Source organism: Pantoea sp. EKM20T (assembly GCF_011800485.1).
Classification (GTDB): Bacteria; Pseudomonadota; Gammaproteobacteria; order Enterobacterales; family Enterobacteriaceae; genus Pantoea; species Pantoea agglomerans.
This window is the reverse complement of the sequence record NZ_JAALFW010000009.1, coordinates 101,480-119,217: the sequence shown is the minus strand read 5'-3', so window position 1 is coordinate 119,217 and position 17,738 is coordinate 101,480. Positions and strand designations below refer to the sequence as shown.

At 57.3% G+C, this 17,738-nt stretch carries 12 protein-coding genes; all 12 read right to left on the bottom strand.

Annotated elements, in window-relative coordinates:
• Nucleotides 1-231: 231 nt before the first annotated feature.
• The 12 genes from HFD94_RS16255 to HFD94_RS16200 all read right to left on the bottom strand — a co-directional run bounded on the left by HFD94_RS16255 (nt 232) and on the right by HFD94_RS16200 (nt 17,601).
• Nucleotides 232-453, bottom strand: coding sequence for a zinc ribbon domain-containing protein (locus tag HFD94_RS16255; protein ID WP_022624126.1), 222 nt, complete (start codon nt 451-453; stop codon nt 232-234).
• A gap of 62 nt (nt 454-515) precedes the next feature.
• Nucleotides 516-2,006: a ribosome biogenesis GTPase Der gene (gene der / locus HFD94_RS16250; RefSeq protein WP_010257536.1), complete on the bottom strand. Its 1,491-nt coding sequence runs from the start codon at nt 2,004-2,006 to the stop codon at nt 516-518.
• A 174-nt stretch (nt 2,007-2,180) separates the two neighbouring features.
• Nucleotides 2,181-3,362: an outer membrane protein assembly factor BamB gene (bamB, locus tag HFD94_RS16245; RefSeq protein ID WP_010257539.1), complete on the bottom strand. Its 1,182-nt coding sequence runs from the start codon at nt 3,360-3,362 to the stop codon at nt 2,181-2,183.
• A gap of 19 nt (nt 3,363-3,381) precedes the next feature.
• Nucleotides 3,382-3,999: a YfgM family protein gene (locus HFD94_RS16240; RefSeq protein ID WP_010257542.1), complete on the bottom strand. Its 618-nt coding sequence runs from the start codon at nt 3,997-3,999 to the stop codon at nt 3,382-3,384.
• Between the two features lie 39 nt (nt 4,000-4,038).
• Nucleotides 4,039-5,313 carry a histidine--tRNA ligase gene (gene hisS, locus HFD94_RS16235; RefSeq protein ID WP_010257545.1) on the bottom strand — a complete coding sequence of 425 codons (1,275 nt, stop codon included), beginning with the start codon at nt 5,311-5,313 and terminating at the stop codon, nt 4,039-4,041.
• 105 nt (nt 5,314-5,418) lie between these two features.
• Complete coding sequence (gene ispG / locus HFD94_RS16230; RefSeq protein ID WP_003848692.1) at nt 5,419-6,540, bottom strand: flavodoxin-dependent (E)-4-hydroxy-3-methylbut-2-enyl-diphosphate synthase; 1,122 nt, start codon at nt 6,538-6,540, stop codon at nt 5,419-5,421.
• Between the two features lie 37 nt (nt 6,541-6,577).
• A complete protein-coding gene (gene rodZ, locus HFD94_RS16225) occupies nt 6,578-7,597 on the bottom strand; it encodes a cytoskeleton protein RodZ (protein WP_010257552.1) in 1,020 nt (339 codons plus the stop codon).
• Nucleotides 7,587-8,321, bottom strand: a complete 735-nt coding sequence (pilW, locus tag HFD94_RS16220) for a type IV pilus biogenesis/stability protein PilW (RefSeq protein WP_033772872.1) — start codon at nt 8,319-8,321, stop codon at nt 7,587-7,589. The genes rodZ and pilW overlap by 11 nt, the downstream gene beginning before the upstream one ends.
• 80 nt (nt 8,322-8,401) lie before the next feature.
• Nucleotides 8,402-9,571, bottom strand: coding sequence for a bifunctional tRNA (adenosine(37)-C2)-methyltransferase TrmG/ribosomal RNA large subunit methyltransferase RlmN (locus HFD94_RS16215; RefSeq protein ID WP_010257560.1), 1,170 nt, complete (start codon nt 9,569-9,571; stop codon nt 8,402-8,404).
• Between the two features lie 187 nt (nt 9,572-9,758).
• Nucleotides 9,759-10,190 carry a nucleoside-diphosphate kinase gene (ndk, locus tag HFD94_RS16210; RefSeq protein WP_003848684.1) on the bottom strand — a complete coding sequence of 144 codons (432 nt, stop codon included), beginning with the start codon at nt 10,188-10,190 and terminating at the stop codon, nt 9,759-9,761.
• Nucleotides 10,191-10,365: 175 nt separating this feature from the next.
• Complete coding sequence (gene pbpC, locus HFD94_RS16205; RefSeq protein WP_122889744.1) at nt 10,366-12,705, bottom strand: peptidoglycan glycosyltransferase PbpC; 2,340 nt, start codon at nt 12,703-12,705, stop codon at nt 10,366-10,368.
• Nucleotides 12,706-17,601: an alpha-2-macroglobulin gene (locus tag HFD94_RS16200; protein WP_122889745.1), complete on the bottom strand. Its 4,896-nt coding sequence runs from the start codon at nt 17,599-17,601 to the stop codon at nt 12,706-12,708.
• Nucleotides 17,602-17,738 lie beyond the last annotated feature (137 nt).

Below are 17,738 nucleotides of genomic sequence, written 5' to 3'. Positions count from 1 at the left end.
ATCGCTCGGTTTCAAATCGAATATAAACAGACCCGCGTCCGTGAGATCGATGGGCCGGAAGAACACGGATGTGGCTTGCCCCTCCCACGACGCGGCAGGATTGTACCACCTGGTACATTACAGAGTGAACATCCACAACTCATTTGTTACGGCGCAATAGCATTTTTGCTACAAAATGAGCCAGTCGTCGCTCTGAATTCTCAGACGTTTTAAGCGTAGCCGAAAGCGGCTTCAGTGACCTGGCGGCTGGAAAAGGACGCGCTTGCGGGAGATAAGGCCATGTCCATTCCGGCAAAAATAGTCCACCGCGCCGCAGGCTTTGAGCACCTCAAGCGGCTGATGACACTCCGGACAGCAGGGTTGTGCGGGGTAATGCGTACCGCAGGTATTACAGATAAATTCACCGTCACTGAGCGACAGCGGTTGCTGACATTTTTCGCAAATAATAGTCACTATTTTCTCCCTGCTCCGGTTTATTCAGGGTAAAAAAAAGAGGGCCAGATGGCCCTCTATTCTTAACGCTTGTTCTTTTTCATATGCGCCAGCAGACGCTTACGTTTACGCTGCTGCGTTGGTGTCAGCAGGTTACGTTTGCCTTCATAAGGGTTATCACCCTCTTTGAACTGAATACGAATTGGCGTTCCCATCACGTTGAGTGATTTACGGAAATAGTTCATCAGGTAGCGTTTGTAAGAATCTGGCAGATCCTTAACCTGATTACCGTGGATTACCACGATAGGCGGGTTATAGCCCCCCGCGTGCGCGTATTTGAGCTTAACGCGACGACTGCGCACCAGCGGTGGCTGGTGATCGTCTGCCGCCATATTCATGATGCGGGTCAGAAGCGAGGTGTTTACACGCTTCGTCGAACAGTCATAGGCTTCAGTGATCGACTCAAACAGATTGCCGACGCCGCTGCCGTGCAGCGCAGAGATAAAGTGGATGCGGGCGAAATCGATAAAGCCCAGACGGTAGTCCAGTGTCTCTTTCACTTCATCACGCACTTCCTGCGACAGGCCATCCCATTTGTTGACCACAATCACCAGCGAACGACCACTGTTGAGAATGAAGCCAAGCAGCGACAGATCCTGATCGGAAATACCGGCATGGGCATCAATCACCAGCATCACCACGTTGGCATCTTCAATCGCCTGCAGCGTCTTGATCACCGAGAATTTCTCTACGGTGTCAGAGATTTTTGCACGCTTACGCACGCCCGCCGTATCGATCAGAACGTATTCACGTCCATCACGCTCCATCGGAATATAGATGCTGTCGCGGGTGGTGCCCGGCATATCGTAGACCACCACGCGGTCTTCACCGAGAATACGGTTGGTAAGCGTTGACTTACCTACGTTAGGACGGCCAACAATCGCCAGTTTGATCGGCAGGCCCGTCGGGTCGAAGTTTTCTTCTTCCTCGGCGGCTTCCTGCTCAGCAATCTCGTCAGCTTCAAGCGCAGCCCAGTATGCCTGGTTCTCTTCTTCTTCCGTGAGCTCGACCGTCTCAACTTTGTCCATCCATGGCAGCAGTGCCTCTTCTATCAGGCTGCTCACACCACGACCATGCGATGCCGCAATGGCGTGGATCTCGCCCAGGCCCAGTGAATAGAAGTCCACAACCGCCTGATCAGGATCCATACCGTCAGTTTTGTTGGCCACCAGGAAAGTCGCTTTCTGGCGGGAACGGAGATGCTTAGCGATTTGCTGATCGGCGGCCATCATGCCCGCACGCGCATCGACCATAAACAGCACGACATCCGCTTCTTCAATCGCCAGCAGTGACTGCTCGGCCATCCGCGTTTCAACACCCTCTTCGGTGCCGTCGATACCACCGGTATCAATAACAATAAATTCGCGCCCTTCCACTTCGGCGCGACCATATTTGCGATCGCGAGTCAGTCCAGGAAAATCCGCTACCAGCGCATCACGTGTGCGGGTTAAGCGGTTAAATAGCGTAGATTTTCCCACATTGGGACGCCCAACCAGCGCGACCACAGGTACCATAACAAAATGCCTCAATAAATAATTAATCGCCCGAATGGCGTGATTATAACGGCTCTGGCCGTCAAGTTCAGGCTTAAGGCGCAAAGAATACCATGCCTGACTAAAAACGAAACGGCCCCTGATTAAATCAGGAGCCGTCGGAACGGAGGATTTCACCTGCCAGACGTGTACCCGTTAACGGGTAATCGCATAAACCTCACCATCTTTCGACTGGATCAGCAGCTTATCGCTGGCGACCACCGGCTCGGTCTGGAAGCCTGAGCTATCCAGTTCCTGCTGCGCAACAAAACGACCATCCGTGGTGTTCAGCCAGTGCAGATAACCTTCGCTGTCGCCGACAACCAGATAGCCGTTGTAGAGCACCGGCGAAGTCAGGTTGCGATGCAGCAGATCGCTTTGACGCCAGATGGCGACGCCGCCGTCAGCGTTAAGCGCAATCACACGATCGTCCTGATCGACCAGATAGATGCGGCCGGCATCAACAATCAGATCTTTCACACCGCCAATTTCGCGTTTCCACAAAATCTGGCCGGAACGCAGATCCAGTGCTGTCAGATTGCCGTTATACGCCAGCGCGTAAACCACGCCATTGACGATAACCGGTGTGGTATCGACATCGTTAAGACGATCGATCTCAGTGGCACCGCTGACCTGAGAAATACGCTGCTGCCAGACCAGTTGTCCCTGGTTCAGCACCACGGCACTGACACGACCATTGTCGCCACCGACAATCGCGCCACCAAAAGCGACAGCCGGAGCAGATTCACCGCGCAGAGACAACGCTGGCATATCCAGGTTGACGCTCCACTTTACGGCACCGCTGCTCTGATCCAGGCCCTGCAACATGCCGTTGCTGGTATGAACCAGCACCAGACCATCGCTGACTACCGGACGTGACAGTGCTTCACCGGCGACTTTCGTCTGCCACGCCAGGCTACCATCACTGCTGTTGAGGGCATAAACCTGGCCGCGCTCGCTGCCAACATAGACCCGATCGCCATCAGCCGTCAGGCCACCTGATAACATGGCTGAGCGATTTTTAGAGAAGAAGCCGGTTTTCTCAGAGAGATCGACTTTCCATTTTTCTTTACCGTCTGCGGCATCGAGCGCTTTGACGATACCAAAGCGGTCGGCAGCATAAACCGTATTATCCTGCCAGGCAGGATGCAGATTTGAGTAGAAATCACCGACACCATCGCCTACCGAGGTGCTCCACACTTTCTGTGGCGTGAACTGATTTTCCACCTTCGGCAACGGGGCCATTTTTACTACATCTTCTTCGCCGCTAAACAGCGAACAACCGCTGAGCAAAGTGACTGAAATCAGTCCCGGCAGCAGGTATTTACGTAATTCCATGCGCTCTCTCTTGACTGGCTTAGCTTAAGTTATTCATCTTCATCTGCATCATTTGCTTCAATGCCGGAGAGGCGTCAGATTCAACCCCTTTACTCCAGGCATCGCGCGCGCCCTGCTTGTCGCCTTTGGTCAGCAGCGCTTCGCCGCGAATATCGGCCACAATGGCTGTCCAGCCATCACCCTTCACACCGTCAAGGGTTTTAAGCGCCGCATCCGCTTGATTCTGTTGCAGTTGAATGCGTGCCAGGCGCAGGTTAATCACCGCCTGCAGATTGGCATCTTTGGTATCTTTCAGTCCGTTTTGCAGCAGCGTCGCGGCTTTATCAAGCTGACCGGCGTCAACATACTGCTTCGCCAGATCCATCGCAGCCAGCGCACCGTAGGTGTTGCTGTTTTCACTGGCAAAACGGTTTACCGCTTCCAGCGTCTCCGGTTTGCCCGCCTGCATGGCGCTGGTGAGCTGCTGATACTGCGCTGATACTGTCTTCGCCGTATCGTCCTGATGACTGCTCCAGTAACGCCAGCCGCCCAGCGCAGCAATGCCGATCACTACGCCAATAGCTAACGCTTTGCCATTGTTGGCAAAAAAGTTGCGCAGCGCGTCGGTCTGCTCGTTCTCATTGCTATACACTTCCACGCAATCCCTCTCCTTTCTATGGTTGGTGCTGTGTCACGCTTACTGTAACAGCGAGCGCAAGACAGCAGCAGCCTCTGCCTGATCCAGCGTTTGCTGCTCGCCACGGCGCAGATCTTTAATCACGACCTGACCGGCTTTGACCTCGTCCTCGCCTAACACCAGTGCGACGCGAGCGCCCCACTTGTCAGCACGGGCAAACTGTTTCTTGAAGTTGCCGCCGCCAAAGTTGGTCATCAGCCTCAGTTCTGGCGCTTCATCACGCAATTTCTCAGCCAGCTGCATTGCTGCAGACTGCACGCCCTGACCTGAAGCGATAACATAGACATCCACATTGCTCGTCGGTTCAAATTCAGGATTAACCGCCTGAACCAGCAGCACCAGACGCTCCATGCCCATGGCAAAGCCAACGGCAGGTGTTGCGCGCCCACCGAGCTGCTCAACCAGGCCATCATAGCGACCGCCACCACATACCGTGCCCTGTGAACCCAGGCTATCGGTGACCCACTCAATCACGGTGCGATTGTAATAATCAAGACCGCGTACCAGACGCTGATTGACGGTGTAGCTGATCCCGGCGTCATCCAGCAGGGCACACAGGCCGCTGAAATGTTCACGTGATTCGTCGTCAAGATAGTCGCCAAGCTGTGGCGCATCATTCAGTAACTGCTGGATATCAGGATTTTTAGTGTCGAGAACGCGCATCGGATTGGTGTACATGCGGCGTTTACAATCCTCATCCAGCACCTCTTTGTGCTGTTCAAGGAAGGCGACCAGCGCGTCGCGGTAATGCGCGCGTGCTTCCAGCGAACCGATAGAGTTGAGTTCCAGACGAACGTGCTCAGAGATACCCAGGGCTTTCCACCAGCGGGCGTTCAGCATGATCAGTTCAGCATCGATGTCCGGACCCTGCAGACCAAACACTTCCACGCCAATCTGGTAGAACTGACGATAGCGGCCTTTCTGCGGACGCTCATAGCGGAACATCGGGCCCATATACCACAGGCGCTGCTCCTGGTTGTAGAGTAAACCGTGTTCAATACCGGCTCGCACGCAACCTGCAGTGCCTTCCGGACGCAGCGTCAGGCTTTCACCGTTGCGGTCTTCGAAGGTATACATCTCTTTTTCAACCACGTCGGTGACTTCACCGATGGCGCGTTTAAACAGTGGGGTTTGCTCCACCAGCGGTAAGCGAATTTCGCTGTAACCGTAGCTCGCCAGCGTCTGCTTGAGAACGCCTTCAATCCGTTGCCAGAGGGCGGTATCCGCAGGCAGGTAGTCGTTCATCCCGCGAATCGCCTGAATATTCTTCGCCACGTTAGAATCTCTTAATGCAAAAAAACCTGTCCGGCATCATACCTTATGAGGATGAAACCGCACAGGTTCAGTCAAAAAAGTCACGCACGCAAACCGCGTACGCCATTATTTTTCCAGATGCTGCACATCAATACGGCGACTGGCATCCAGCATCGACGCTTTAGCACGAATGCGCGCTTCCAGCTGATCGATCATGTCATTGTTGTCGAGACGATCACGCTGACGCACACCATCCTCGTAGAAACCACTCTTCTTGCTGCCGCCGGTCACGCCCAGCGTAGAGAGGGTCGCCTCGCCAGGTCCGTTGACCACGCAGCCGATAATGGAGACATCCATCGGGGTGATGAGGTCTTCCAGACGCTGCTCCAGCGCGTTGACCGTGCCGATAACGTCGAACTCCTGACGTGAGCAGGTCGGACAGGCGATGAAGTTGATGCCACGAGAACGGATGCGCAGTGACTTGAGGATATCGAAACCGACTTTGACTTCTTCTACCGGATCGGCGGCCAGCGAGATACGCAGCGTATCGCCGATCCCTTCTGACAGCAGCAGACCCAGTCCAATCGCCGATTTCACTGCGCCAGCCCGCGCGCCGCCCGCTTCGGTGATACCGAGATGCAGTGGCTGTTCAATCTGTTTCGCCAGCAGACGATAAGATTCAACCGCGAGGAAAACGTCAGAGGCTTTAACGCTGACTTTGAATTGATCGAAGTTAAGACGGTCGAGATGATCGACATGGCGCATGGCAGATTCCAGCAGCGCCTGCGGCGTCGGCTCGCCATACTTTTCCTGCAGATCTTTCTCCAGCGAACCGGCGTTCACGCCGATTCGAATCGGAATATTGTTGTCGCGCGCGCAGTCGACCACCATACGGATGCGCTCATTGTTCCCGATATTACCGGGATTGATGCGCAGGCAGTCGACGCCATACTCGGCGACTTTCAGGGCGATGCGGTAGTCAAAATGAATATCTGCAACCAGCGGGACGTTAACCTGCTGTTTGATCAGTCTGAATGCTTCTGCGGCATCCATGGTAGGCACCGAGATACGAACGATGTCGACACCGACTCGCTCAAGGGCTTTGATCTGATTTACCGTCGCCTCCACGTCAGTGGTGCGGGTGTTGGTCATCGACTGGACAGCGATGGGTGCGCCGTCACCGACCGGCACCTTGCCGACGTAAATGCGTTTGGATTTACGACGGATAATGGGTGCTTCGTTATGCATATTTCTTCTCCACAATTGCCCGGTACGCGATACGCTGTTATTGCGCACCCAACGTCAGGCGAGCAACCTGGTTATTACGGATAAAACGACTTAAATCAACGGGCTGATTCTGATATTGCACCTGAACAGCGGAAGGCGCGCCAATTTTCAGACGATACGGAGGCGTTCCTGCGAGGCTGAGTTTACCACCACTGCGCTGAATGCCGCTGAACAGTTTTTTGCCGGTGGCATCGCTCACTTCCAGCCAGCAGTCGGCGTTAAAGGTCATCACCACCGCATTAGGGTCAGCAGCCGGTTCACTGACCGCCGCTGCACCTACTGGCATCTGAGGTGCCGTGCTGGTATTGGTATTCGTGTTTGTGGCCGCAGGTGCAGCCGCTGAGTTGTCCACGGGCGCCTGGCTCGGTGAAACCACGGCATTGCTGGTGGTATCCGGCTGTGCGGTGGTCGCGCTATTGCTGCCAGTGGCGGCCGGAGCCGCACTCGCTGGCGCACTGGCTGCGCTGTTGTCACTGGTGGTATTGCTTTCGTCAGGTGCGGCAGGTGCCGCGCTGTCACCGCTGGATTCACCCAGCGGAATGGACTGGCCGCTATCACCGCTGCTGCTGTTCTGATCGGTCATCGGCACCAGATCATCCTGCGACTCTTTATGATTCTGCCACCACCAGGCACCGGTCAGACCCACCACCACAAACACCACCAGCCAGGTGAAAATCATCAACCAGCCGTCGCGTTTCTTGCGGCGTTTGCCCAGCGAGAAACTTTGCATCGGCTCGATCTTTGAAGCCCGAATCGGTGTCTGTTTCGCCATCATCGGCAGCAGTTCCTCTTCAGGAATGTGCACCAGACGCGCGTAGGAGCGAATGTATCCGCGCAGGAACGTGGAGGCCAGATCGGCAGGCGATTTGTCTTCCTCGATATCACGCACGGTAGAAAGTTTCAGGCACAGGCGTTCAGCGACGTTCTGCTGCGTCAGCCCCATCTGCTCACGGGCCAGACGCAGGCGTTCACCTGTTGAATGTAATGCAGAGTTTTCTTGAGTGGCTTCAGTATTCATTAGCTAAATAACGCTGGTACTGTATCGATTGCGGAAAACGTCGCGCTAACTGGTCGCCATAACGTGAAACGTCAGCGGCATCTCCCTGTAGCGCGGCGAAACGTAAGTGTAACGCCAGACTTCGTGCCGTTGCGGGCAGCTGTTGCTGGTAAATATCAAGCAAAACCTGCACCTTCGCCAGATGGTTATCTGCCATCTGCTTTTCAGCTTCCGACAGCAGCGAATCAGCTTTGCGTCTGTCAGCCTCAATGGCCTGGCGTAGTGTCCTGCGGGCAGCGGCAATATCGCCAGCCTGCAGATAACAAAATCCTGCCAGTTCAAGCGCGTCATTGCGTGCATCAAACTGCGGTGCTGCGCTTGCCCGACTAAACTGTTGATGCGCTTCGCCATACTGCCTTAAAGCGCAGAGAAACGCACCGTAATTGTTAGCAACAAAACCATTATCCGGGGCCTGCTGCTGTGCCAGTATAAACCGTGCCTGCGCCGCTGTCTGATTACCCTGCTTCTGCGCCAGTCGAGCCAGCGCAAGCGAGACCCGGTAATCCTCTGGCGCGGCGGCCTGTGCCCGCAGAAAGTTTCGCTCAGCTGCGGCATAGTCGCCACCCGCCAGATAGTGCATCCCTAACTGCAGACGCACCTCTTCTGCTCCGGGTTCGTGATGCTGGCTGACACACCCGCTTACAACAAACAGCGCCAGTAAAACTGCAGGTAATCCGTTACGCATAATCGTTTCCATCCGGTTGACGTTGACAGGCTGCAGCCTGCCACGCGTCATCACTTCAGGAAACGCTCTGAGTCACTCTTCTAGAGAGCCTTCACAGAGATGGCTTCACCCGCCATTTTTTTACGCATCGTACGCTTGGTACGGTCGATCACCTCACCGGCTAACTGACCACAGGCGGCATCGATATCATCGCCACGGGTTTTACGCACGATGGTCGTAAAACCATAGTCCATCAGGACTTTGGAGAAACGATCGATGCGGCTGTTGGAGCTACGGCCATAAGGCGCGCCCGGGAAGGGGTTCCAGGGGATCAGGTTGATTTTACACGGTGTTTCTTTCAGTAATGCGGCGAGTTCATGCGCATCATCTGTGCTGTCATTGACGTGATCCAGCAATACGTACTCGATGGTCACGCGTCCCTGATTGGCGTTGGATTTGCCAATGTAGCGTTTCACCGCCGCCAGGAAGGTTTCGATATTGTACTTTTTGTTGATCGGGACAATATCATCACGCAACTTATCGTTAGGCGCGTGCAGGGAAATCGCCAGCGCGACGTCGATCATATCGCCCAGTTTATCCAGCGCGGGCACCACACCCGAAGTGGAGAGGGTCACGCGACGCTTCGACAGACCAAAACCGAAGTCATCCAGCATGATCTCCATCGCCGGGACCACGTTATTGAGGTTGAGCAGCGGCTCGCCCATGCCCATCATCACCACGTTGGTGATAGGACGCTGGCCGGTGATTTTCGCTGCGCCGACAATTTTTGCCGCGCGCCACACCTGACCAATAATTTCTGACACCCGCAGGTTACGGTTAAAGCCCTGCTGTGCGGTCGAACAGAATTTACACTCCAGCGCACAACCCACCTGTGAAGAGACACAGAGCGTGGCGCGGTCCCCTTCCGGGATATAGACCGTTTCCACCAGCTGGTCGCCCACGCGAATGGCCCATTTGATGGTGCCGTCGGTAGAGCGCATCTCTTCTGCCACTTCTGGCGCACGGATCTCCGTCAGCTCCATCAGCCGGTTACGCAGCTTTTTGTTGATGTCGGTCATCTGCTCGAAGTCATCGCAGCAGTAGTGATAAATCCACTTCATGACCTGATCGGCGCGGAAAGGCTTTTCGCCCAGCGACAGGAAGAATTCGCGCATCTGCTGACGGTTGAGATCCAGCAGGTTTATTTTCTGGCTTTTGGGGGAGACGACAATAGGGGATGCGGACGCGGACGTCACAATCTGTTCGGACATAATATTCTCTGGCCTCGTTGTTACACGTTATGGCGCTGTTCAGGGATAGGTGAAAAAAATTGCGCCTTCATTAAGCTGAGTCAATGAAGGCGCAATATTGTACAACATCTGCAGCCTGATAACAGGCGGGAGTGACCTCCCCTACGCAGATTTTTGTAAAGCCGACGTAACGTTTATCGCCAGGCGATTAACGGGTACGTGGGCAGATCTCGTTTTCGCCAAAGAAATAAGCGATTTCGCGGGCAGCGGATTCAGCAGAATCTGAACCGTGCGTGGCGTTTTCGGTGAAGCTGTCAGCGTAGTCAGCACGCAGTGTGCCAGCCAGTGCGTTTGCCGGGTTAGTGGCACCCATCAGGTCACGGTGACGCTGAACGGCATTTTCACCTTCCAGCACGGAAACAACAACCGGGCCAGAGGTCATGAATTCAACCAGACCATCGAAGAATGGCTTGCCCTGGTGCTCAGCGTAAAAACCTTCAGCCTGCTCTTTGCTCAGCTGCAGCATTTTTGCGCCAACGATTTTGAAGCCAGCGCTTTCAAAACGGTTGTAGATAGCACCAATCACATTTTTAGCGACGGCGTTTGGCTTGATGATAGAAAAAGTACGTTCGATTGCCATGATGACCTCTGTCTTAACGTTCTGAAGAAACCGGTGGCGTCCGCCCCGGTTAAGAAACGGCGCCGATTATAGGGGCTGAGTCCGGCATTGCCTATCAGAGATCCCTAATTTGATGAAAATTCTTGATCTGAGTCGAAGCAGACGCGCCATAGTTATGATTTAGCGCAAAAAAGCGTCAGCCCCGGCTGAAGGTGACGGAGACAAGTTGCCCCTCTTCATCCATCACCACCAGCTGATACTCGCCCGGATGATCGAGCTGCAGCGACAGGCTGTCTGCGGCGTTCTGCGTCATCAGAGGCTCACCATTCAGGAACCACCAGCGCTGTGTGCCCTGCCCTCCCTGCACCGCGACCGGCATTGTCAGCGCGCTCCTGCCCGGCAGCGGTCTGACAATTTGCCCCTCAATCACGCCGGTAACGATCAGCGGTGCGCTGCTGCCCTGCTGTAACGGCGGACACCGGGCATCGACAGGGGGCAGACGTTGCGCCCGCCGCTCCTGAGGCGGCAGCCAGGCCTCCAGCGGCAGCGGCCAGACCAGCCGTTCATGGCGGGTGGCGTCGGGGCAGTCTGCTGCGACGCGCAGTCCCTGCGCATTCTGCCAGTAGCCCAGGCGTAATCCGCTGAGGCTCTCCTGACCGGGAGCCAGCAATGTAGGCGGCAGCGTGTCGGCGGCAACCCAGCTTTGCCGCCGCTGGCGACAGTTTTCGTCTCCGGCGGGCAACGGCTGACCGCCAGGCCAGCAAATGGTCGCCACCGTCACCGAGGCCGGCCGCGGATCGCCCGGAACGTCACGTCTGCTGAGGCGACTCATCAGCAGGCTGTTGATCTGATTCATGACGGGCACGGCAGAGGCAAAACCAAACTGCCCGGCAACCGGCGTCGCATCCGGTCTTCCGACCCAGACGCCAATCAGATAACGGGGATTGATCCCCACCGACCAGGCATCGCGGTAGCCATAACTGGTGCCGGTTTTCCAGGCCAGTGGCACCACATCGGGTACGCTGCCATTGCCCGCGGGCTGCGCTTCCCCGGCCAGGATACGCCGGACGATCCACGCCGACTCAGGCGAAAGCAGCGGCCGCTGCTGTAAGGGTTGATCGGGCATCCAGCGCAGCTGGCCGGCGTTGCCGTGGCGGGCAAAGGCGCTGTAGGCAGCCACGATCTCATCCATGCGCGCTCCGGTGCCGCCGAGAATCAGGGAAAGATTAGGTTCAGCGCCGGGGGGAAAACGTAAGTTCAGACCGACATTGCGCAGGCGCGCTGCAACGTTTTTCGGTCCCAGCGCCTCCAGAAGCTGCACCGCAGGCAGATTCAGCGACCGCACCAGTGCGTCACTGGCGCTGACCGGCCCGTGAAATCCGGTATCGAAGTTGCCTGGCCGGTAATCACCAAAGCGACGCGGCACATCCTGCAGCAGTGATTCAGCATGAATCAGCCCCTCATCCAGCGCCATGCCGTAAATAAAGGGTTTTAACACCGAGCCTGGCGAACGCACGCTGGCGATCATATCCACATGGCCAAAACGGCTGTCATCGGTAAAGTCAGCCGAGCCGACGTAGCCGCGAACCGCCATGGTGGTGTGATCCACCACCAGCATCGCCAGCGAAGTGCGTGGAGGAAGCTGATTTTTAACATTCAGCGCCAGGCTTTCCAGTTCGCGCTGCAGTGAGGGGTCAAGCGTAGAGACAATCTTATCGCTGTGGCTGATCGACAGCAGTCGCCGGGCCAGCAGCGGCGCCATCTGTGGCATCTGGCGCGGCGGCAGCCATACCGGCTCCTGACGGATTTCCGCCACCTGTTCAGCGGACCAGATGCGGTATTCCGCCAGCCGATCCAGCACTTTGTTGCGTGCGGCTTCTGCCCGCTCTGGCCAGCGATCGGGTCGCAGACGGCTGGGTGCCTGCGGCAAAACGGCCAGCAGCGCCGCCTCGCCCGGCGTCAGTTGTGACGGGGCTTTTCCCAGCCAGCTCCAGCTTGCCGCGCCCACCCCTTCCAGCGTGCCGCCAAAGGGCGCACGGTTAAGGTAGAGCGTCAGGATGTCACGTTTGGAAAGATGCCACTCCAGCTGCAGCGCACGCCACGCCTGAATTATCTTGCCGCGCAGCGTCCGGGGTTGCGGGTCGATAAGGCGTGCCACCTGCATGGTCAGCGTGCTGCCTCCGGAAATCACGCTCTGATGGCGCAGATCCTGCCAGGCGGCACGCAGCAGAGCCAGGGGATTGATGCCGGGATGATACCAGAACCAGCGATCTTCATAGGTCAGCAGCGCCTGCAGATAGGCCGGAGCCACCTCCTCTGGCGTGACCGGATAGCGCCAGATCCCCTTGCTGTCAGCAAAGCGCCACAATGGTGTACCGTCGCTGGCAACAACCACCCGCGCAGGCTGCACCTGTTTAAGCGGCAACGGGAAAAGCCGATCCAGTCCCCATGTCGCCAGCCACAGCGCCAGAAAAAAAAGCGGCAGCGCGAGCCACCACTTTTTGATGCTGCTGACGTTTACCACGCGTCGCGTCACTTACTGAATATGCAGCTGCGACGGCGTGCTGCCGGTGGCGCGCCACTCCGGCACATACATCGACTCGACCTGCGGTGGTGGCATCAGATAGCGACCCGGTGTGACCGCCCGCGCCAGGTAGACCAGCGTCGCGGGACGATAAGTATCCACCGCCAGTGCCGCCACAAAGCGATCGTCACGGAACTCAATGTGTCTGATGTCAGCCTGCTGCATGTCACCCATGCTCTCCTTCAGCGCATCCGCACTGTCGCCGAGGCTGGCGCTGCTGTCTGCCAGGTTCTGGTTTTCCAGCTCCAGACCGGCAGGCAGCAGATCCACCACCAGCGCATCGGTGATGCTGCGCTTCGACGAAACTGTCAGACGCACCACCAGCAACTCGCCGCTGCGCAGATTGCTGAGATCGGCGGCTTTGCCATCCAGCGTAAAGTATTCACGCTTTATCCCGAGCACATTGCTCTCCGGCAGTGGCGCGGCCAGCGGATAACCGGTGACATCCAGACGACCATACAGCGGCGCACTGCCCGGATTACTGACGGCTAAGCCCTGCAACAGTCGTTCAGCCCCCAGCCCTTTATTCAGTGGCGCATCGCCCTGCAGAGGTTGTGCATTGCCCGACAGTTGCGCCTGCCAGCTTCCGCCCTGCGCACGCTGCAGAGTATGCGCCGCTAAATAGAGCGCGTTATTCTCCTGAGTCGAGAACCAGCGCTTGCCGTTGACCTCTTTTGACAACGACAGCAGCAGACTATTCTGCAAATCAGGCTGCAGCTTATTCTCTGCTAACAGGGCTATCATCATCCCCTCATCGCGCACCGTGCTGCCATAGTCGCCATACCACTCTTTATCTGAGCGCGTCAGACTGGCACCCTGCATGATCGCAAGCGATGCGCGCTGCCCGTCACCCATCAGCTTCAGCGCCACGCCAAGCTGCATCAGCGCCAGGCCGGAGCGGGCCTTCTCACGCTTTTCATACAAGGCGCGCAGCGCACCCAGCGGCGCACGCTGCTGACGCGCCAGCACCAGTCCGGCGTAAGCCTGCACGCTGAACTGCAGCGCGGCGTTGTTATCACTGCCGCCGCCGCTGATCTGCGCGGGATCCTGCAGATAGCGCAGCAGCCGTGCGTTAGCGCGGTCAACTACATTATCCGGCAGCGCATAGCCCGCCTCGCTGGCGCGAAGCAGGAAATCGGTCACGTAAGGCGTCAGCCAGAACTCCTCCTCACTCTGTTTGTCCCACAGCCCGAAGCTACCGTTGGCCCGCTGCATGCCTGCCAGACGGGCAACGCCGGTGTCGACGGCGGCCCGGCGCGCCTCATCACTGCTGGTTTTTATCCCCATCGCGGTCAGCTCGGCATGGCTGGTGTAGAGCGACGGCCAGAGGCCGCTGGTGGTCTGTTCCAGACAGCCGTAGGGATAGGCGTAAAGCGCACTGATATAACTGGCGATATTGAGCGGCGGACGATTGCTCAGCGTCAGCTGTCCACTCAGGGTCTGAGCATCAAGGCCGGTAAACGCGGTTGCCGCGACCTGCCAGGGCTGATCGGGATTGATGACGGCATCGAAATTCAGCGTCCGGGCCGGATAAGGTGGTCTGACGCCGATTTTCCACTGCTGTTTGCTGGGCTTCACCTGCTCGCCCGGCAGGTTCAGACCTGAAATCTGCACGGCAACCTCGCCATCACCAAAGCCGGTTTTCGCCATGACCGGAATCTGAAGTGTGGTACGCGCGCCTTTGGCCAGCGTCACACTCTGGCTGGCAGCCCCGGCCAGATCCACTAAGCCACTGCTGCTCAGATCCACCTTCAGAGTTTGCGGCAGATCGGTCAGGTTAGTGAGATCCAGCGCCAGTGAGGCTGTATCGCCGCTGGCAAGGAAGCGCGGGGTGGCCAGTTCGCTGATCAGCGGCGCCGCGACCACCAGTTTGCGCTCTGCCGCGCCGAAGCTGTCGTCGCTCCAGGCCTGAGTCATCAGCCGCAGTTCGCCGTTAAAGGCCGGGATCGGCAGCGTAATCGATCCGTTGCCCTCTTTATCCAGTGTGACTGCCTGTAACTGCTGCGCCACGATATTGACGTGCGTCACCGGCTTTTTGCCGCCGCGCGTCATCGATTCATCTTCGCCATCACCACCAAAACGCAGCGCCGCGAGCCGGCCACCGCCTTCGATCAGCTGGCCAAAGACGTCGTACTGATCGACGTTGTAGCGTTTACGGCCAAAGAAAGCCTGCCACGGATCGGGCGTTTTAAAATCCGTCACGCTCAGAACGCCGCTGTCCACCGCTGACAGCAGTACATTCACTTTTTCAGGCAGCGGGCCGCCATCACGACTGGCGTGGACTTTTACCGTCAGGCGTTGCTCAGGACGGATTTTATCGGGCGCATCCAGCGTCAGATTTAAGCGGCGCGCCTCCGTCGCCATCGGCAGATGCAACAGCCCCACCGCGCGTTTTGGCGTTGCGCCACTGACCTTATCGCCGTCACGCACCACGATGGCGCTGAAGTAGAGATCGTGACGCTGCCAGCTCTCAGCAACAGGGACATCCACCGTTGTGCCGCCCTTAGGTACGGTCAGTGGCTGCCACCAGAGCGTGCCGCTGCTCGACTCCACCATCAGGTAACCTTTACCGGCCGCCGGTGACTCAACCTGCAGATGCACGGTATCGCCCGGCTGGTAAGCCGCTTTATCCAGCTTCAGTCTGACCTGATCCGGGCGCAATGCACCCGTGCCGTTGGTGTTATCCTGCCAGTCATAACCCGCCTGGAACCGGACGCTGCTGACGATCTTCTCGCCCGCCTGCACTTCCAGCCGGTAGTGGCCCCACTCGACCGGGAAGCTGACTTTGGTGCTGCCATCAGCCGGGACAGAGATGGCGCGTTCATCTTCCTGCAGATCCTTGTCGCTATACTGCGACTGCCAGCCTTCGCTGTCAGAGAAGCTCCAGTAGTAATCATGGCGTTCACGGATCAGGCGAACATCCAGCTTCTCTGCCGCCAGTTTTTTGCCCTGACTGTTGGCATAGACAATGTCGAATTCGGCCAGGCTCTGTTCCGGCACGGTCGGCTCATCGTGATAGCTGTCACTGCGGTAGTCATAAACCGCCTTGTTACCAAACAGCGGCCGGATACCCGGCAGCGCTTCAGCGGGCCAGATGGCCTGGGTGGCACGACGGGTGACCGGACGTCCGCCGGTTTCCAGCAGGCTGGCCTGCAGGATCAGATTGAGCGGAGAGTGGAGCTGATCCCACTGATTTTCTACCGTGAGTTGTGCTTTACCGCTGGCGTCGAGCTTGAGATCCACCTCATCCAGCGTGCGCTTTAACCCCTCTTCGGTGATGTCACCAAACTGGTAGCCTGGCAGTGCAGTCACCGCCTCGCGTGCCGGTCGCAGATAGAGTTGACCCTGTAGCGTGTTACCTGCTGCTGGGGCGCCATAGAGATAGCGCCCCTCAATACCGAACTCAACACTGGCATCAGCGGCCTGTGGCTGAGGGTCATTTTTCAGGGTTAACGCCATACGCTCCGGCAGAAAATCTTCGACGTGAAACTTCCACTCTCGCTTGAGGTTATCGCCGGTATTCAGTCGCAACATCCAGTCGCCGGTCATGGCCGATGCGGACAGCGCCAGTCGCTGCTGGTAGAATCCCGCTTCAGGCTGCCAGACAAAAGTCCGCATCACCTGGCCATCGGGCTGCACCAGTTCCGCTTTGATCGGCTGCGCGGGCAAGGGGTGTCCGTCGGCATCGCGAAGCAGCGCATTCACGATGACCGTTTCGCCGGGACGATAGATATCGCGTGGACCAAAAACAAACAGCTGTTTGTCATAGCCCTGCGGCCCGGCGACCGGGAATTCAGCGAGATCCAGCGCCGGACGCGCCAGGTCGATCATTGAGGTCTGTTCTCCCTGAATTGCCAGCAGGAGCTTGCCTTTTTCATCCGCCTTGAGGCTCAGATGACCGGTGCTGTCACTGGTTCCGCTTTGCAGCACCTGCCCCTTCTCATCCAGTAACCTGACGCTGACCCCGGAAAGCGGCTGACCGTCTGCCAGACTCTGGGCGAACAGTTCAAACCGGGTCGGGAAGCGATGCAGTGACAGGCCAATATCGCTGAGGGTGAAAAGCGTGGCGGGCTGGCTGTAGCGATAAGTACCGGCCTGCTTCATCACCGCCAGATAGACGCCCGGCTGCTGAAGTGCGGTAATGTCACGCATCGGCAGCTGCAATTTTTCACGCGTGTTACGCGCCGGGTTGAGCTCAAAGCGTCCGCTATAAACCAGCTGGCTGCTTTTCAGCAGCTCCTGCGACTGCCAGCTTGAGAGGTTGTTGCCGTAATTCCACTGCGAGAGAAATTCCGCCAGGCCGGCATTCTTTATCCGGAAGAAATCGACATCGACCTGGTCAACATTCAGCGCCAGCACCGGCAGTCCCTGCGTGATACGCAGCGGCAGCAGTGAACCGCGACTGGCAAAGCCCACCATCGGCTGGATATCACGGGTGGTGATTTTCTGACTGTAATCGGCGGCAAGCGTCTCTCCGCTGGCCGCGCGCAGTCCCGCATCCACCGTGACGGTGAAGTGACGCGACGGCTCGGGATGGCGGAAGCGCAACGTTTTGCGGTTAGCAGAAAGCTCCCAGCCGCCATCCACCCGGCCCTGTTTATCGTCGGTCAGCCTGACTTTTTGCGCGATGTCCTGTTTATCATCAAGCGGCTGACTGAAGGTTAAGACCAGCGCAGCGGCATTATCGATTTGCAGTTCCGAGAGATCGATAATCGTCAGCGGTTTGCTGACCTGGGAGGTTGCGGGTGCTTCTGCCGCCTGGAGAGGCAAAACAGGTAACAGGGTCGCTGACAGCAGCGAGCCACCGATCAGCATGCTGAGCAGCAGCCGGGTATTGCGTTTCTTCATGGTAGTTCCTTCACCGGGACGCAGGGAGTGTCGTTTGATTACGCAGCGCAATTTCATATCAATGCTCGCATTTAATCAACGCTTCTCTTGAGATGGTGCGCACATTCCCTGACACTGGTATGACAGATTGCTGAGAT